We start from the raw sequence: 15,686 nt of genomic DNA, 5'->3' as shown, positions 1-15,686 counted from the left end.
AGACGACGGAGCCGCCGGCCCGACGCCCGCACGAGGCGGGACGTCGGACGCGGCGGCGTCGTCGGGTGAGGCGGTCATCGCGGGCGCGACGATATCGCCTCGGTCAGGCAGTTACGTGCCGCTCGCCCTCTGTGTCGATGATGTCGACAGCGATGTCACGGAGCTTGGTCTCGTACTCCCGGGCGTGGTGCCCGCAGAACACGAGGTCGCTGCCGCTGGCGAGCACGACACGGACCTTGGCCAGGGCGCCACAACGGTCGCAGTGGAAGGGCACGACCAGGTCGTCGGCGGCGGGGGTCGTCGTCAGCGTCTGGGTCATCTGGGTCATCACTCGCTCTCTACCGCACGGACCCGCGGCTGCGGATCGGCCTCCTGCACAGCGCCAGGATGGTCCTCCGGATTCCCGTTCCCACCCGGTTCATCCCGGACTCGCCGAAAGAGATGAGTCCGTAACACACCGGGCGTGCGTGGAGCGGGTCCAGCAGGGACGTCACTGGGGTGGAACTGGTGGTGCACGTGCTGGTGGTGATCTGCCGGCTCGGTGGTTGACCGGGCCGACCGTGGGTCCGCTGCTGTTCTGACGAGGCCCACGCTACGCCGTCTACCCGACAGATGTGGCCGTACACCGGCCGCGTCCGCACCGTGACCCGTCCTGGGAGGGGGTCGGCGCGCCGCGCCCCGAGCGTCCTGCCCCCTGGAGCGGTGTGGACCCCCAGGGGCCCGGGCAACGCTCCGGCGGCCCGACCCGGGAGACCACGAGGGGCCCGGACCCCTGTCGCGGTCCAGGCCCCTCGTGGCGGCGCTCAGTCGAGGTAGTCGCGCAGCACCTGGGAGCGGCTCGGGTGGCGCAGCTTCGACATGGTCTTGGACTCGATCTGGCGGATCCGCTCGCGGGTCACGCCGTAGACCTGGCCGATCTCGTCGAGGGTGCGCGGCTGGCCGTCGGTGAGGCCGAACCGCAGCCGGACGACGCCGGCCTCCCGCTCCGACAGCGTCTGCAGGACGCTGGTCAGCTGGTCCTGCATCAGCGTGAAGCTGACCGCGTCGACGGCGACGACCGCCTCGGAGTCCTCGATGAAGTCGCCGAGCTGGCTGTCACCCTCGTCACCGATCGTCTGGTCGAGGCTGATGGGCTCCCGGGCGTACTGCTGGATCTCCAGCACCTTGTCCGGGGTGATGTCCATCTCCTTGGCCAGCTCCTCCGGCGTGGGCTCGCGGCCCAGGTCCTGGAGCAGCTCGCGCTGGATGCGGCCGAGCTTGTTGATGACCTCGACCATGTGCACCGGGATGCGGATGGTGCGGGCCTGATCGGCCATGGCACGGGTGATCGCCTGCCGGATCCACCACGTGGCGTACGTGGAGAACTTGTAGCCCTTGGTGTAGTCGAACTTCTCGACCGCGCGGATGAGACCGAGGTTGCCCTCCTGGATCAGGTCCAGGAACGCCATGCCGCGGCCGGTGTAGCGCTTGGCCAGGGAGACCACGAGGCGGAGGTTGGCCTCCAGCAGGTGGTTCTTGGCGCGCTCGCCGTCGCGGACGATCCAGTTGAGGTCGCGGCGCATCTGCGGGGAGAGCTTCTGGCCCTCCTCCTCGACCTGGCGCAGCCGCTCGGCGCCGTAGAGACCGGCCTCGATGCGCTTGGCGAGGTCGACCTCCTCCTCGGCGTTGAGGAGGGCGACCTTGCCGATCTGCTTGAGGTAGGCGCGGACGGAGTCGGCCGACGCGGTGAGCTCGGCGTCCTTGCGGGCCTGTCGCAGGGCCTCGGACTCCTCCTCCTCGTCCCACTCGAAATCGGTGCCGCCCTCGGTGGTCTCCTCCTCGGCGGTGACCTCGACGCCGTCCTTGCCGGTGACGACCGTCTCGTCGAGCTTCAGGCCCTCGGAGCCTGCGTCGACGACGGCGACAGCGCCCTCCTCGGTGGCGACGGCGGTCAGCACCGCACCCTCGCCGGTGCCCGGGGACGGAGTGATCGTCGGCTTGGCGCGGCCCTTGGCGCCGGCGGCCTTGGCCGGTGCCTTCTTCCGTGCGGCGGCCGGCTCGGCGGCCGACTTCTTGGCACGGGTACCGGCTGCGGCCGTCCTGGCGCGCGGGGTGCTCGCTGCGGCTGCTTCCGGTGCTGGCTGATCGGCGGGCACTCAGGTTCCTTCCCGTGCTGGGTTCGTTCCCCGGGGGACCGTGTGGTCCTCGGGCAGCGGCTCCGGCCTGCGCCCTGGAGTGGGTGGGGACCCGGCGAACCGGCGCGGCGTTTGGCCACGATCCAGTCGGGGAATCCCTCCCGGCTGAAGGGCGACGGGCTGGGGCTTCACCATTGTAACGACGTCGCCGGTCGAGACCAGCGCCTCGGATCGGAGCGCATCGCTCCGACGGGGCGAACGGGCCGCCCCGTGCAGGTGAGGCATACCGGCCGGTCAGGGCTCGAAGTGCTCGGCCGCGGCCAGCGCGGCCCCGACGATGCCGGCGTCGTTCTGCAGCTCCGCGGGCACCACCGGGGTGCGGGTGCTCAGCAGCGGCACCCACTTGTGCGCCTTCTTGCTCACCCCGCCGCCGACGATGATCAGGTCCGGCCACAGGCCCGCTTCCAGGACGTCGAGATAGCGGTCGACCCGCTGCGCCCACTCGGGGTAGCTGAGCTCCTCCCGCTCGCGCGCGGCCGCAGAGGCCCGCCGCTCGCCGTCCTCGCCGTCGACCTGGATGTGCCCGAACTCGGTGTTCGGCACCAGCTGCCCGTCGACGAAGAGGGCGCTGCCGATGCCGGTGCCGAACGTGAGCATGAGCACCACGCCGCGGCGGTCGCGGCCCGCGCCGTAGCGCATCTCGGCGATGCCGGCGGCGTCGGCGTCGTTGAGCGTCTCCACCGAGCCGGGGATGCGCTGGGAGAGCCCGGCGTCGACGTCGGTGCCGATCCAGCTCTTATCCACGTTGGCCGCCGTGTGCGCCACCCCGGACTTCATCACCCCCGGGAACGTGACGCCCACCCGGCCGGTCCAGCCGAAGGCGTCCACGATCTGCGCCACGACGTCGTAGACCGGCTCGGGCAGCGAGGGCTGCGGCGTCTCGATGCGCAGCCGTTCGCCGACGAGCCGCCCCTCGTCCAGGTCGACCAGGCACCCCTTGATGCCGCTGCCGCCGATGTCCACTCCGAAGCCCTGCACGACGACAGGTTAGTGAGCGGCGCCACCGGCCCGGGCACCACTGGGGCAGGATGCCGGTCATGGCCTCTCCCCGGACCGGCGGAGCCCCCGCTCCCGAGCCCGCCGCGCTGCTCGCCCTCGCCGTGGCGGCCGCCCGCGAGGCGGCTGTCCTCGTGGCCCGTGGGCGGGACACGGCGGCCGAGCACGTCAGCACCAAGTCCAGCCCGGTGGACGTCGTGACGGCGGTGGACGCGGCCAGCGAGGAGCTGCTGGTCCGGCGCCTCCTGGGAAGCCGCCCCGACGACGGCGTGCTGGGGGAGGAAGGTGCCGCCCGCGAGGGCACCAGCGGCGTCCGCTGGATCGTCGACCCGATCGACGGCACCGTGAACTTCCTCTACGACGTCCCCGCGTACGCGATCTCGATCGCCGCCGAGGTCGACGGCGTCGTGCGGGCCGGTGTGGTGCTCGTCGTGGCGACGGGGGAGCTGTTCACCGCGACGACCGGCGGTGGGGCGTGGCTGGAGGCGCCGGGGCGCCCGGTGCGGCGGCTGGAGGTCAACCGCCCCGAGTCGCTGGACCGCACGCTGGTGGCGACGGGCTTCGGCTACCGGGTGGAGCAGCGGGTTGCCCAGGGCGCGGTCGTGGCCCGACTGCTGCCGCGGGTGCGCGACATCCGGCGATCCGGCAGCGCCGCCTTCGACCTGTGCGCGCTGGCCGCCGGGCGCGTCGACGCGTACTACGAGCTCGGCCTGAACGTGTGGGACCACGCGGCCGGGGTCCTGGTGGCTGCGGAGGCCGGTGCGGTCGTCACCGGGCTGCCCGGCACGCCGGTCGGCGAGCCGATGGTGGTCGCCGTCGCCCCGTCGGTCGCGGAGCCGTTCCTCGCCCTGCTGGCCGAGCTGCACCGCTGAGCCGGTCGCGCGGTCAGCAGCCGGCGGCCGCGTCCTCCGCGCCGGCGAGGGCCTCGGCCACCTGCTCCGGGGTCGCCAGGCTGTCCGGGAAGACGAACTCCGGGCCCAGCACCAGGTCGACCACGGCGGTGGCCCGGGTGTCGGGGTAGTCGCCGGCCCCGGGCATGTGGACGGCGAGGAAGCGGGCCGCGTCCCGGCCGGGGGATCCGTGCCGCACCTCCCCGACGCCCTCGACCTCGCGGCTGGTCGGGTCGTTGGCGATCTCGCTCACGGTGAACCCGCGGGCCGCGAGGTCGTCGGCGACCTTCTGTGCGAGCCCCGCCTCGTCGGTGGAGTTGAACACGCGCACCGAGATGGTGGCGGGATCCAGCGACGGGGGCGCGGCCTCCGCCGTCGAGCAGGCGGCCGCCTCCGCAGCCTGCCGCTCGCGGTCCTGCCGGATGACCGTCCACCACACCGCCCCGGCGGCCAGCGCGAGCACGAGCAAAAAGATCAGTGGCGGGAGCGGCCGACGACCACTGCGCGGGCGCACCGGAGGGCGGACGGTGCGCTCGGTCACGGTGATGCTCCTCGGCGAGGACCCGGCAGGCGTGGCGCCACCGGGCCCGATGGGTCCGGCGGAGCCAGCGTCCTGGTGCGGACAGCTGTCGTCTGAGCTTAGGGGCGGCGGACCGGACTAGATCACATCGTCGTCCAGTGCGGCGCGTCCCAGCTCCACGCAGGGGCCGATCCGCTCGGCGTAGCCGCTGGTGTCCTTGCCCGCCATCGCGCCGGCGGCGGAACGGGCCAGGATGCCGGCGATGATCGCGGCGAACTTGAAGAACCCGAAAGCGAGGTACCAGTTCAGCTCCGACAGGTCGGTGCCGGTGACGGTCGCATACCGCTCGGCGACCTCGCGGCGCGTCGGGAAACCGGGCAGCGCGGTGACCGGGCTCTGCGTGGACGGGCGGTCCTCGCCGGCCTCCGGCCAGTAGACGAGCATCATCCCGAGGTCGGTGAGCGGGTCGCCGAGCGTGGACATCTCCCAGTCCAGGACCGCGGCGATCCGACCCGGGGTGTCCGGGTCGAGCAGGCAGTTGTCCAGGCGGTAGTCGCCGTGGGTGATCCCGGGCCGCTGGGTGTCCGGCACCGTCTCGGCCAGGCGTGCGGCCAGCGCGTCCAGGTCCGGCCGGTCGCGGTCGCGGGTGGCCTCCCACTGCGTCGTCCAGCGGCGCACCTGCCGGGCGAGGAAGCCCTCCGGGCGGCCGAAGTCCGCCAGCCCCACGGCCGCGGGGTCGACGCCGTGCAGCGCCCCGAGGGTGTCCACCAGGGCGTCGCCGATCGCCCGACGCTGCTCAGGGGCGTCGGCGTAGCCCGCAGGCATCTCGCGGGTGACGTGCACGCCCACGACCCGCTCCATCACGTAGAAGGGCGCACCGAGCACCTCGGTGTCGGTGCACAGGTGCAGCGTGCGGGGCACCGGCACGGGCGTCGGCCCCAGCGCGGAGATCACCCGGTGCTCGCGGGCCATGTCGTGCGCGGTGGCCAGCACCGCACCCGTCGGAGGCCGCCGGAGGATGACCGCGGCGTCGGCCGGGCCGCCCTCCGGGGTCACCACGTAGGTGAGGTTGGACATCCCTGCCGCGATCAGCTCGATCCGCACCGATCGCCATCGCTCGTCCTCGAGCGCGGTGGCCAGGTAGGGCCCTACGACGGCTGGATCAGCACCCGGGGAAGTCGACACCGGCGCAGGGTAACCTCTGGCGCTCCGCAGCCGCCCGCCCGTTCCCGGCCCGATGTGTCACCTCTGCGGAGGCGGGCACAAATCGGGGCCGTGCGGCGTTGGCGGGCTGCCGGCCCCGACGTGAGGAGGAGCCGGCAGCGTGGACGGGCGCCGCGCCAGCGGGCTGCCCCCACACGGACCCACCGGTCGCCCACCGGCGACCGGCCAGGACGACGACGTACCCCGCGCCGCGTCAGACGAGCGGGCACGACGCCCGCGACAACCCCGGAGGAGGGGCACACCCCATGGCCACCGACTACGACGCCCCGCGCCGCAACGAGACCGACGAGCTCGGCGAGGACTCGCTCGAGGAGCTCAAGGCGCGGCGGGCCGAGGCGCAGTCCTCGTCGGTCGACGTCGACGAGACCGACTTCAACGAGAACCTCGAGCTCCCCGGCGCCGACCTCTCGAACGAGGAGCTCACGGTTCGCGTCCTGCCCAAGCAGGAGGACGAGTTCACCTGCTCGCGCTGCTTCCTGGTGCAGCACCGCAGCCGCCTGGCCGCCACCCGCGGTGACCAGGTGTTCTGCCGCGACTGCGCCTGAGAGAGGCCCCCCCTGCCCCCACCGCTCGCAGGCTCGCGGCGGGACCCTGCAGGGGGGCCACCGGCCCCGCCGCTCGCGGGCTCGCGGCGGGACCTCGCAGGGGGCCACCACAGGAGGGACGACCGATGACCGAGGGGTCGCGCACCGGCACGCCACGTGACGTCCCGCCCCCGCGCCCGGTGCCCGCACCGGCCGGGGCGCCGCCGGCGGAGGAGGGGCCGCTGGCCCGCGCCGGCCGCGCCGTCGCCGAAGCGGTCGCCGGGCTCACCGGGTCCGACCGGTCCCCGGTCGGCGGCCTGCGGGACGTCCTGGGTGCCGTGGCCGGCGCCTTCGGCGGCGGCAGCACCGGCCCGTCGGCCCCCCGCCCCGCGGCGGGCACGTCCACCGGCGGCCACGCGGTCCCCGGCGACGCCCGCAACCCCGGCGCCCTGCTCGGCGACCTGCTGGCCGCGGCGGTGCCCCGGCTGCCGATCCGGGACCGCGCGCGCCTGCGGGCTGCCCACCCCGGGGCGTCGGACACGGAGATCGCCGAGGCCCTCGTCCAGCGCACGGCTCGCATGACGTCGGCGATCGGTGCGGCCACCGGCGGGCTGTCGGCCGCGCACTGGTTCGCGCCGCCGTCCCTGCTGGCCGTCCCGCTGGAGCTGGGCGCGGAGACGGTCCTCGTCGCCGCCGTCGAGGTGGTGCTCATCGGTGAGCTGCACGAACTCCACGGGCGGCCGGCGCCCGGTGACGCTGCCGAGCGGGCCCACGCCTACCTCCGCAGCTGGTCCGACCAGCGCGCCGTCACCGGCCCCGGCGCGGCCGACCTGGGCTCCCTGCTGGGCACCGCGGGGCTGCGCGCCCTCCGGCGGCGGATGACGCGGCGGCTGGCCGGCGCGGTGCCCTCGGCGGCGCCCTTCCTGGTCGGCGCGGCGCTCGCCGGGCGGGTCAACCGCCGGGCGACCGAGACCCTGGCCCGCCGGGTCCTCGGCGACCTGCGCCGTCCGCCCGCGTAGCCGGCCGGCCCGAGGCCTCCCTGCGGGCCCCGCCCCGAACGTGCAGGGGTGGGGGGCAGGGAGGTCCTTATAGGGTCGCCGGCGTGCCCGAACCCTCCGCCGAGCTGGACGTGCCCGTCCTGCTGACCGCGCCCGACGGCGCGGTGCCGCGCTACGCGCTGCCCGGGGACGCCGGGGCCGACCTCACGGTCTCCGAGGACGTCGAGCTGGCCCCCTTCGAGCGACGGCTCGTGGGCACCGGGGTCGCGGTCGCGATCCCGGAGGGCTACGCCGGCTTCGTGCACCCACGTTCGGGGTTGGCGCACCGGCTCGGGCTGAGCATGGTGAACGCCCCCGGGACCATCGACGCGGGGTACCGGGGCGAGATCATGGTCAACCTCATCAACCTGGACCCGGCGGCGCCGCTGCGGCTCGCCCGCGGGGACCGCATCGCGCAGCTGGTGGTGCAGCCGGTGGTCCGGGCACGGTTCGTGCCGGTGCCCGCGCTCCCCGCCAGCGCCCGCGGCGAGGGCGGGCACGGCTCCACCGGCGGGCACGGGTCCGCGGCGCCCGGGTCCTCCGGCACATCAGCACTCGAGGGGCGGAACTGACATGCCGTTCGGACGGCGGCGCAATCGCATCGACCGCAGCCTGCGCGAGCGGGGCGTGCCCCCGGAACCGCAGCAGCGGATCCGGGACGTCGAGGAGACCACCGGGCCCTGGGACGAGGCCGACGCCCCCGACGACGGGCTGGCCCGCATCGACCTGGGGGCGATCCGGCTCCCGGCGCTCCCCGGCATGGACCTGCGGGTGGAGCTCAACCAGCAGCAGAAGGTGATCGCCGCAACCCTGCGGCACGGCGGTTCGCTGCTCCAGGTCGCCGCGTTCGCCGCGCCCCGCGCGGCCGGCATCTGGGACGACGTCCGCGTCGAGCTGGCGCGGACCGCCTCCGGTCAGGGCGCGTCCCTGCGCGAGGTCGAGGGGCCGTTCGGCATCGAGCTGAGCGGCACGGTCGTCAGCGCGCCCCCGGCCCGGCCGGGTCAGCCGGCCCAGCCGCCGGTGCGGCGGCCGGCCCGGTTCCTCGGCGTCGACGGCCCGCGGTGGTTCCTGCGCGGGCTGCTCAGCGGATCGGCGGCCGCCGGTGCCGAGGCGGAGGCCCGGGCGCTGGAGACGGCGTTCCGCGGCATCGTCGTCGTCCGGGGCAGCGAGCCCATGCCGGTGCGCGAGCCGCTGCCGCTCGCCCTGCCCCCGCAGGCCGCGGCGCAGCTGGCCGCGCAGCAGGCGGCGGCCCAGGGCCAGCAGCCACCCACCGGCGGGTCCGCCGGCGGGGCGGCCTGACCGACGCGACGGAGGGAACACCCGTGCGCGCCCCCGTGCCCTGCCGCCCGCACTACGCTGGTTCCGTGACGGAGACCCGACCGGCGGGCTGGTGGTCGCGCACGTTGCAGCGACTCACCGCCGACGACCACACCATCGACGCCCAGGAACTGCGCGCCGGGACTGCCAGCGCCGGTTGCGAGCCGGTCAGCTCCTGCCGCAAGGGGGCGGTGGTCACGGTGACCGGGCGCCTGAAGTCGGTCGTCTACACGCCTCGCGAGACCGTGCCGACGCTGGAGGCCGAGCTCTTCGACGGCTCGGGTTCGGTGACGCTGGTCTGGCTGGGACGGCGGCGCATCGCGGGCATCGAGCCCGGCCGCTCGCTGACCGCCCGCGGCCGGTTCGCCGCCTTCGACGGCCGCCAGGTCATCTACAACCCCTGGTACGAGCTGAGCGCCGGCTGACCGGCGGCGGGCAGCCGCCCGCGTTCCGCACGCCAGGTCAGCGAACAGGGGGACGAGGGTGACCGCAGCGGGTCCGCCGGCCGACGGTGGGCAGGAGCGCCCGGCCGGGGCCGACACGGACGCCCCCGCGTCGCTGTTCGACCGGGAGACGCTGCTGGCGCAGCTCGGCGGCTGGCGCGGCATGCTCGACGCGACGCTGCCCACGGTCGCCTTCGTGGTGGCCAACGGCGTCGCCGGGCTGCGCACCGGGATCTGGGCGGCGGTCGCGGCAGCGGTCGCCGTCTTCGTCCTGCGGCTGTTCCGCCGCGAGAGCACCCAGCAGGCGGTCAGTGGTCTGTTCGGCGTGGCCGTCGCGGTGGCCATCGCCGCGGTGTCCGGCGAGGCCCGCAACTTCTACGCGCCGGGCATCATCCGCAACGCCGTCATCGGCGTGGTGCTCCTCGGTTCGGTGCTGGTCCGCTGGCCCCTGGTCGGTGTCGCCGCCGAGTTCCTAGCACCCAGCCACCTCGGCAGCCTCTCCTCCGGCGCCATCCCGGGGTTGCGCGGGGGAGCGGCACCGGCTTCCAGGCCGGTGGGCGACCCGGCCGGCGCGACGCCGACGGCCGGGTCGGCACCCCAGCTGCACTGGCGGGAGGACCGGCGGATGCTCCGGGCGTACTCCTGGCTCACCGTGCTCTGGGCCGGCACCTTCCTGCTGCGGGTCGCGGTGCAGGGCCCGCTGTACCTCGCCGACGAGGAGGACCTGCTCGGCGTGGCGTCCGTCGCGCTCGGCCTGCCGGTGACCGCCGTCGCGCTCCTCGTGACCCTCTGGGTCGTGTCACGGCTGCACCGCCACCGGGCGCCGGCTCCGCCGGCCGCCTGAGAAAGGATCCCGTCCTCCTCACCCCTCGCGCGCTCGGGGCGAGCCTCCGGACGGGGCCGTTCAGCCGTCGGTGCGGCCGGGCCCCCCGGGGGCGAAGACGTACTGGAGCTCCTCCTCGGTGTCGCCGTGCGACACGAAGAGCAGTTCGTCGCCGGACTCGAGCGGCTCGTCCGGCGACGGGGTCACGACCCGGTCGCCCCGCAGGATCGTGGTCAGCACGGTCTCGCGGGGGAGTGGCACTTCCCGCAACGCGCGCCCCACCCACGGGGTGTCGTCGCCGAGGGTGATCTCGACCAGGTTGGCCGCGCCCTTGCGGAAGGTCATGAGCCGGACGACGTCGCCGACGGTCACCGCCTCCTCGACGAGCGCGGCGAGCACCCGTGGGGTGGAGACGGCGACGTCGACCCCCCAGGCCTCGGTGTAGAGCCACTCGTTGCGCGGGTCCTTGACGCGGGCCACCACGCGGTTGACGGCGAACTCCGTCTTGGCCAGCAGCGACACCACGAGGTTGGCCTTGTCGTCACCGGTCGCGGCGACGACGACGTCGCAGGTGGCCAGCTGGGCCTCCTCGAGGGAGGAGACCTCGCAGGCGTCGGCCTGCACCCACTCGGCACCGGGCACCGAGCGGGTGCGCACCTTGCGGCCGTCCTTCTCGATGAGCATGACGGTGTGGCCGTTCTCCAGCAGCTCCCCGGCGATGGAGCGGCCGACCGCGCCGGCCCCGACGATCGCGACGCGCATCAGTGCACACCGTTCCGGGGGCCGTGCTCGACGACCTGGTGCAGGTGCGCCGTCAGCTCGTCGGTGACCGCGACGACGAGCTGGTCGCCGTCCTGGAGCACCGTGGCAGGCGTGGCCAGCTGGGCCTCCCCGAAGCGGACCAGCCAGGCCGCCCGGGCGCCGGTGGCCGCCTCGAGGCCGGCGAGCTTGCGCCCCACCCAGCCCTCGGTGACGGTGACCCGCACGAGCAGCACCTTTCCCGTCGGTTCGCGCCACAGCTCGCTCACCTTGACCGACAGCAGCTCGCGCAGCAGCCGGTTCACCGTCCACGGGACGGTCGCGACGCTGGGGATGCCCATGCGCTCGTAGACCTCGGCCCGCTTGGAGTCGTAGATGCGGGCGACCACGTGCTGCACGCCGAAGGTCTCGCGCGCGACCCGGGCGGAGATGATGTTCGAGTTGTCACCGCTGCTCACCGCGGCGAACGCCCCGGCGGAGTCGATGCCGGCGTCGAGCAGCGTCTGCCGGTCGAAACCCAGGCCCTTGATCTGGCGGCCGGCGAAGTCCGGCCCCAGCCGGCGGAACGCCTCCGGGTCCTGGTCGATCACGGCCACGCTGTGCCCGATCTCCTCCAGGCGCCGGGCGATGGCCGAGCCGACACGGCCGCAGCCCATCACGACCACGTGCACGTGCAACTCCCCGCATGTCCCGGTGGCGCCGGCGCCGTCCGCCCGCGCATCACCGGGCGCGAAGCTACACCCGCGCGCGGGGTCGGAGCCCGCTTCCCCCGGACGGGGCGGCCGTGCGCCGAGTCACCCGCGCGAGGCCCTCCGGCGTCCGTACCATCGCGCCGTGCCGACCTTGTCCGACCTCGGACAACTCCCGAAACGACTCGTCCTGGGCCGACCGGTGCGCAGCGACCGGGCGGGCGAGTCGCTGCTGCCCAAGCGGCTCGCGCTGCCGATCTTCTCCAGCGACCCGCTCTCCTCCGTGGCCTACGCCACGCAGGAGATCCTCATCGTCCTGACCCTCGCCGGCACCGCGTACCTGTACCTCACCCCCTGGCTGGCCGCCGGGGTGGTCCTGCTCCTGGCCATCCTGGTGCTGTCCTACCGCCAGGTGGTGCGCGCCTATCCCTCCGGCGGCGGGGACTACGAGGTCGCCCGCCGCAACCATGGTCCGTTCGCCGGGCTGGTCGTGGCCAGCGCGCTGCTCGTCGACTACGTGCTGACCGTCGCGGTGTCGGTCGCGGCCGGCACCGACAACATCATCTCGGCGTTCCCGTCGCTCGACGACCAACGGGTGCTCATCGCGCTGCTGCTGGTCACCGTGCTGGCGGCGGCCAACCTCCGCGGGGTCCGCGAGTCGGGGCGGGCGTTCGCCGCACCCACCTACCTGTTCGTCACCGCCATCCTCGTGATGGTCGGCACCGGTCTGGTGCGGCACTTCTTCACCTCCGGGGAGGTCGTGGCCGAGAGCGCCGGTTACGCCGTGACCCCGGATGCCGGCTACGGGGAGGCGGGGGCACTCGCCCTCGTGCTGCTGGTCCTGCGGGCGTTCGCCTCGGGCTGCACCGCGCTCACCGGGGTCGAGGCGATCGCCAACGGCGTCCCGGCGTTCCGTCCGCCGAAGAGCCGGAACGCAGCGACCACGCTGGCCCTCATGGGCGGGCTGGCGGGTGTCATGTTCCTCGGGGTCAGCTCGCTGGCCCTCCTGGCCGGTGTCACCTACACCGACGACGCCTGCGATCTCGCGGGCTTCGCCGACTGCGCGACCGAGCCGCAGCGCACCGTCATCGCCCAGCTGGCCGCGGCCACCTTCGGCGGCTCCTCGATCGGCTTCTTCGTGGTGCAGGCCGCCACCGCGCTCATCCTCCTCCTGGCGGCGAACACCGCGTTCAACGGCTTCCCGCTGCTGGGCTCCGTCCTGGCCGAGGACCGTTACATGCCCCGCCAGCTGCACACCCGCGGCGACAAGCTGGCCTACAGCAACGGCATCCTCCTGCTGGCCGGATTCGCCGGGCTCCTCATCCTGGTGTTCGACGCCTCGGTGAGCCGGCTGATCCAGCTCTACATCGTCGGGGTGTTCACCGCCTTCACGATCGGCCAGTGGGGCATGGTGCGGCACTGGAACCGGGAGATGCGGAGCGAGCCGGACCGCGCCGCCCGGTCCCGGATGCGCTGGTCGCAGGCGATCAACCTCGTGGGCGGCTCCCTCACCTGCATCGTCCTGGGGATCGTCGTCGTCACGAAGTTCACGAACGGCGCCTGGCTGGTGATCGCCGCCATGCCGGTGCTCGTCGTCCTCATGCGGGCGATCAACCGCCACTACTCGAACGTGTCCGAGCAGCTGGTCCCCGACGCCGACTCGCGCACGCTGCCCAGCAAGGTGCACGCCGTCGTGCTGGTCTCCAAGGTGCACAAACCGACCCTGCGGGCGCTGGCCTTCGCGCGGGCCACGCGACCCGATGCGCTGACCGCGCTGACGGTCAACGTCGACGACGAGGAGACCCGCGCCCTGCAGGCCGACTGGCAGCGCTTCGACATCCCGGTGCCGCTGACCGTCCTCGAGTCGCCGTACCGGGACGTCCCCCGCCCGGTGCTCGACTACGTCAAGGGCATCCGCCGCGACAGCCCCCGGGAGCTCGTGGTGGTGTTCGTGCCGCAGTACGTCGTCGGACACTGGTGGGAGAACGTCCTGCACAACCAGACCGCCATCCGGCTGCGGGCCCGGCTGCAGTTCCAGCCCGGCGTGATGATCACCACCGTGCCGTGGCTCCTGGAGAGCACCGCCGGGCACGACGACGCCGACGGGGGGCGTGGCGGACCCGCACCCGGGGACCTCCGGCGGGGGTTCACCGACGACGAGATGGACGTGACGCCGTATGGCTGAGCCCCGCGGAGCCGGGCACCGGAGCGGTGGACGCCGCGGTCGCCGGCCGGCGGCTCCCCGAGAGGACCGCGGCGGCGGCTGGACCGGCCGGGAGTTCGAGGTCGAGGTCGGCCCGGTCGCGCACGGCGGGCACTGCGTGGCCCGGCACGAGGGGCGCGTCGTCTTCGTCCGGCACGGCCTGCCGGGGGAGCGGGTGCGGGTGCGGGTGACCGAGGACCGGCACCCGGGCTTCTGCCGCGCCGACGCCATCGAGGTGCTGACCGCGGCACCGGGCCGGGTCGAGCGGCCCTGCCCCTACAGCGGTCCGGGGAGGTGCGGCGGCTGCGACTGGCAGCACGTCGAGCCGGCCGAGCAGCACCGGCTGAAGGCCGCGGTGGTCCGCGAACAGCTGGTGCGCCTGGGCAGGATCGACCCCGAGGACCCGGTGGTGACCGGTCTGGCGGTCGAGGAGCTGCCCGGCGGCCCGCTGCGCTGGCGGTCCCGTGCCCGGTTCGCGGTCGACCGCGTCGGGGCTGCGGGCCTGCGGCGGCACCGCTCGCACGAGATCGTGGTGCTCGGTGACTGCCCGATCACCGTAGAGCCCGCCGCCCGGGCCGTGCTCTCCCGACGGTGGGAGGGCGCCGGGGCGGTCGACGTCTCCATCGACTCCACCGGCGCGGTCACGACCACCCGGCTGGACCGGCGCGGCCGCCCGCAGCACAGTGAGGTGCTCCAGGCGGGGGAGGAGCTGCCCCGGGAGCCGGCCGCACGCGCGGAGCGGCGGGCGGGGGGGCGCGACTGGGAGGTCGAGGGCACCGGCTTCTGGCAGGTGCACCCGGCCGCAGCCGACGCGCTCGTCGAGGCCGTCGCCCGGTTCGCCGCCGTGCGGCCCGGTGAGACGGTGCTCGACCTCTACGCCGGTGCCGGGCTGTTCGGCGGGGCGCTCGCCCCCGCCGCCGGGGAGGACGGCCGCGTGGTCTGCGTGGAGTCCGACCCCGGGGCGTGCGCGGCGGCCGACGCCAACCTCGCCCACCTGCCGCAGGCCGAGGTGTGGCAGGGCGAGGTCGATGCCGAGGGGCTCGAGGAGCTGTTCGAGGAGCTCGGTGGCCCGCCGGACGTCGTCGTGCTGGACCCGCCGCGGGCCGGTGCGGGCCGGGCGGTGAGCACGCTGCTGGCCGGCACCGGGGCGCGCGCCGTCGTCTACGTGGCCTGCGACCCCGCGGCCCTGGGCCGGGATGTCGCCGCCTTCGCCGAGGCCGGGTACCGGCTGGCCGCCGTCCGCGGCTTCGACGCCTTCCCGATGACGCAGCACGTGGAGTGCGTGGCGCTGCTGGTCCCGGCCGCCTGACGACCCGGCGGGCCCGTGGAAGGCCTCGGCTACCGTCATGGGGTGCCCACGTGGGAATACGCCTCGGTCATCACCGCCAACGACGCCGAGTCGCAGCGAGCCGGGGTGAGCGTCAAGCTCCCCGGCGGTTCGTCGGAACGGCAGCAGGGCGACACCAGCTCGGTCCTCAACAAGCTGGGCGCCGAGGGGTGGGAGCTCGTCAGCTACCACTCCAGCGGCGCCGGGACGTGGGGGTTCGAGCAATTCTGGCTCAAGCGGCAGGTCGGCTCCTGACCGACGAGGCGATCCCGGGCTGACCCCGCCTCGGGCGTCGCGGGCCGACGCGCGGCACGCCGTCGAACGCATGTTCGATCAGTGCGGCAGACTGGTGCCGTGGACACGACGGTGCCGCCGGGCTGGCCGGGGGAGGTGCGCCCGCCGGGCGCGCCGGACTGGGAGCGCACCGCCGTCGCCTGGCTGTTCGACCTGGTGCCACCGGACTACCGCGCGCACGAGGTGCTCCGCCGGTACCCGGTCCTGCTGGCCCGGTTCGCCGCCGACCACGTCTCCGCCGGCCTCGAGGCCGCCCGCAAGGGGTGGCGGACGCTGCGGGTGGAGCTGGCCGACCAGCTGCCCCCCGACGCCGTCGAGGCCGCGATGACCGCCTACGAGCGGGAGGGCGCGCGGCTGGCGGCCGCCGCCCGAGGCGTCGAGGTGGTCGGCGGCGCGCTGCGCGGCGAACGGTGGGTCCCGCGGCTCTGAGCGCCCCATGGGGAGGGAAGCCGGAGCACGGTGAGCT

Annotated in this window: 18 protein-coding genes; 11 read left to right on the top strand and 7 right to left on the bottom strand. The window is 74.6% G+C overall.

Annotation, left to right across the window (positions count from 1 at the left end; genetic code table 11):
• Nucleotides 1-103: 103 nt before the first annotated feature.
• The 3 genes from ABC795_RS11165 to ppgK form a co-directional block, all read right to left on the bottom strand.
• Entirely contained in the window at nucleotides 104-328 is a 225-nt protein-coding gene (locus tag ABC795_RS11165; RefSeq protein WP_347057258.1) for a hypothetical protein, read from the bottom strand.
• A 475-nt stretch (nucleotides 329-803) separates the two neighbouring features.
• Entirely contained in the window at nucleotides 804-2,135 is a 1,332-nt protein-coding gene (locus ABC795_RS11160) for an RNA polymerase sigma factor (RefSeq protein ID WP_347057257.1), read from the bottom strand.
• 273 nt (nucleotides 2,136-2,408) lie between these two features.
• Nucleotides 2,409-3,152, bottom strand: a complete 744-nt coding sequence (gene ppgK, locus ABC795_RS11155) for a polyphosphate--glucose phosphotransferase (protein WP_347057256.1) — start codon at nucleotides 3,150-3,152, stop codon at nucleotides 2,409-2,411.
• 59 nt (nucleotides 3,153-3,211) lie between these two features.
• On the opposite strand from ppgK, the gene ABC795_RS11150 reads away from it, so the two are divergent.
• Nucleotides 3,212-4,042: an inositol monophosphatase family protein gene (locus ABC795_RS11150; RefSeq protein ID WP_347057255.1), complete on the top strand. Its 831-nt coding sequence runs from the start codon at nucleotides 3,212-3,214 to the stop codon at nucleotides 4,040-4,042.
• 13 nt (nucleotides 4,043-4,055) lie between these two features.
• Here the strand turns inward: ABC795_RS11150 and ABC795_RS11145 are convergent, their stop codons facing one another.
• Both ABC795_RS11145 and ABC795_RS11140 read right to left on the bottom strand, forming a co-directional pair.
• Nucleotides 4,056-4,601 (bottom strand): LytR C-terminal domain-containing protein, encoded by a 546-nt coding sequence (locus ABC795_RS11145; protein WP_347057254.1) that lies wholly within the window; start codon nucleotides 4,599-4,601, stop codon nucleotides 4,056-4,058.
• Nucleotides 4,602-4,718: 117 nt separating this feature from the next.
• Nucleotides 4,719-5,765 carry a phosphotransferase family protein gene (locus ABC795_RS11140; protein WP_347057253.1) on the bottom strand — a complete coding sequence of 349 codons (1,047 nt, stop codon included), beginning with the start codon at nucleotides 5,763-5,765 and terminating at the stop codon, nucleotides 4,719-4,721.
• A gap of 284 nt (nucleotides 5,766-6,049) precedes the next feature.
• On the opposite strand from ABC795_RS11140, the gene ABC795_RS11135 reads away from it, so the two are divergent.
• From ABC795_RS11135 to ABC795_RS11110, 6 genes are all read left to right on the top strand, one after another.
• On the top strand, nucleotides 6,050-6,349 hold the full coding sequence (locus tag ABC795_RS11135; RefSeq protein WP_269193554.1) for a DUF4193 domain-containing protein: 300 nt from the start codon (nucleotides 6,050-6,052) through the stop codon (nucleotides 6,347-6,349).
• Between the two features lie 125 nt (nucleotides 6,350-6,474).
• Nucleotides 6,475-7,347 (top strand): hypothetical protein, encoded by an 873-nt coding sequence (locus ABC795_RS11130; RefSeq protein ID WP_347057252.1) that lies wholly within the window; start codon nucleotides 6,475-6,477, stop codon nucleotides 7,345-7,347.
• Between the two features lie 83 nt (nucleotides 7,348-7,430).
• The gene (gene dut, locus ABC795_RS11125) at nucleotides 7,431-7,937 is read left to right on the top strand and encodes a dUTP diphosphatase (protein WP_347057251.1); all 507 of its coding nucleotides are present in this window, start codon (nucleotides 7,431-7,433) and stop codon (nucleotides 7,935-7,937) included.
• Nucleotide 7,938: 1 nt separating this feature from the next.
• Nucleotides 7,939-8,664 (top strand): DUF3710 domain-containing protein, encoded by a 726-nt coding sequence (locus ABC795_RS11120; protein ID WP_347057250.1) that lies wholly within the window; start codon nucleotides 7,939-7,941, stop codon nucleotides 8,662-8,664.
• Nucleotides 8,665-8,729: 65 nt separating this feature from the next.
• Nucleotides 8,730-9,107 (top strand): OB-fold nucleic acid binding domain-containing protein, encoded by a 378-nt coding sequence (locus ABC795_RS11115; RefSeq protein WP_347057249.1) that lies wholly within the window; start codon nucleotides 8,730-8,732, stop codon nucleotides 9,105-9,107.
• A gap of 58 nt (nucleotides 9,108-9,165) precedes the next feature.
• Nucleotides 9,166-9,969, top strand: a complete 804-nt coding sequence (locus ABC795_RS11110) for a DUF3159 domain-containing protein (RefSeq protein WP_347057248.1) — start codon at nucleotides 9,166-9,168, stop codon at nucleotides 9,967-9,969.
• A gap of 60 nt (nucleotides 9,970-10,029) precedes the next feature.
• Here ABC795_RS11110 and ABC795_RS11105 read toward each other — a convergent pair whose 3' ends face one another.
• Both ABC795_RS11105 and ABC795_RS11100 read right to left on the bottom strand, forming a co-directional pair.
• Nucleotides 10,030-10,710 (bottom strand): TrkA family potassium uptake protein, encoded by a 681-nt coding sequence (locus ABC795_RS11105; protein ID WP_347057247.1) that lies wholly within the window; start codon nucleotides 10,708-10,710, stop codon nucleotides 10,030-10,032.
• Nucleotides 10,710-11,378, bottom strand: a complete 669-nt coding sequence (locus tag ABC795_RS11100; RefSeq protein ID WP_347057246.1) for a TrkA family potassium uptake protein — start codon at nucleotides 11,376-11,378, stop codon at nucleotides 10,710-10,712. The genes ABC795_RS11105 and ABC795_RS11100 overlap by 1 nt, the downstream gene beginning before the upstream one ends.
• Before the next feature lie 163 nt (nucleotides 11,379-11,541).
• On the opposite strand from ABC795_RS11100, the gene ABC795_RS11095 reads away from it, so the two are divergent.
• From ABC795_RS11095 to ABC795_RS11080, 4 genes are all read left to right on the top strand, one after another.
• Entirely contained in the window at nucleotides 11,542-13,581 is a 2,040-nt protein-coding gene (locus ABC795_RS11095) for an APC family permease (RefSeq protein ID WP_347057245.1), read from the top strand.
• Nucleotides 13,574-14,908, top strand: coding sequence for a TRAM domain-containing protein (locus ABC795_RS11090; RefSeq protein WP_347057244.1), 1,335 nt, complete (start codon nucleotides 13,574-13,576; stop codon nucleotides 14,906-14,908). The genes ABC795_RS11095 and ABC795_RS11090 overlap by 8 nt, the downstream gene beginning before the upstream one ends.
• A gap of 42 nt (nucleotides 14,909-14,950) precedes the next feature.
• The gene (locus ABC795_RS11085; RefSeq protein ID WP_347057243.1) at nucleotides 14,951-15,181 is read left to right on the top strand and encodes a DUF4177 domain-containing protein; all 231 of its coding nucleotides are present in this window, start codon (nucleotides 14,951-14,953) and stop codon (nucleotides 15,179-15,181) included.
• Between the two features lie 99 nt (nucleotides 15,182-15,280).
• Nucleotides 15,281-15,649, top strand: a complete 369-nt coding sequence (locus ABC795_RS11080) for a hypothetical protein (RefSeq protein ID WP_347057242.1) — start codon at nucleotides 15,281-15,283, stop codon at nucleotides 15,647-15,649.
• The last annotated feature ends 37 nt before the right edge of the window (nucleotides 15,650-15,686 follow it).

Origin of the sequence: Blastococcus sp. HT6-30 (genome assembly GCF_039729015.1) — a bacterium.
In the GTDB taxonomy this organism is placed as follows: Bacteria; Actinomycetota; Actinomycetes; order Mycobacteriales; family Geodermatophilaceae; genus Blastococcus.
Note: the sequence above shows the minus strand (reverse complement) of the source record. Positions and strands in the feature narration are given on the sequence as shown.

What these genes read in the sequence shown, in the direction of transcription:
- ABC795_RS11130 (WP_347057252.1), top strand. Translation starts at nt 6,475, where the DNA reads ATGACCGAGGGGTCGCGCACCGGCACGCCACGTGACGTCCCGCCCCCG.
- ABC795_RS11105 (WP_347057247.1), bottom strand. Translation starts at nt 10,710, where the DNA reads ATGCGCGTCGCGATCGTCGGGGCCGGCGCGGTCGGCCGCTCCATCGCC.
- ABC795_RS11150 (WP_347057255.1), top strand. Translation starts at nt 3,212, where the DNA reads ATGGCCTCTCCCCGGACCGGCGGAGCCCCCGCTCCCGAGCCCGCCGCG.
- ABC795_RS11165 (WP_347057258.1), bottom strand. Translation starts at nt 328, where the DNA reads ATGACCCAGATGACCCAGACGCTGACGACGACCCCCGCCGCCGACGAC.
- ABC795_RS11135 (WP_269193554.1), top strand. Translation starts at nt 6,050, where the DNA reads ATGGCCACCGACTACGACGCCCCGCGCCGCAACGAGACCGACGAGCTC.
- ABC795_RS11120 (WP_347057250.1), top strand. Translation starts at nt 7,939, where the DNA reads ATGCCGTTCGGACGGCGGCGCAATCGCATCGACCGCAGCCTGCGCGAG.
- ABC795_RS11090 (WP_347057244.1), top strand. Translation starts at nt 13,574, where the DNA reads ATGGCTGAGCCCCGCGGAGCCGGGCACCGGAGCGGTGGACGCCGCGGT.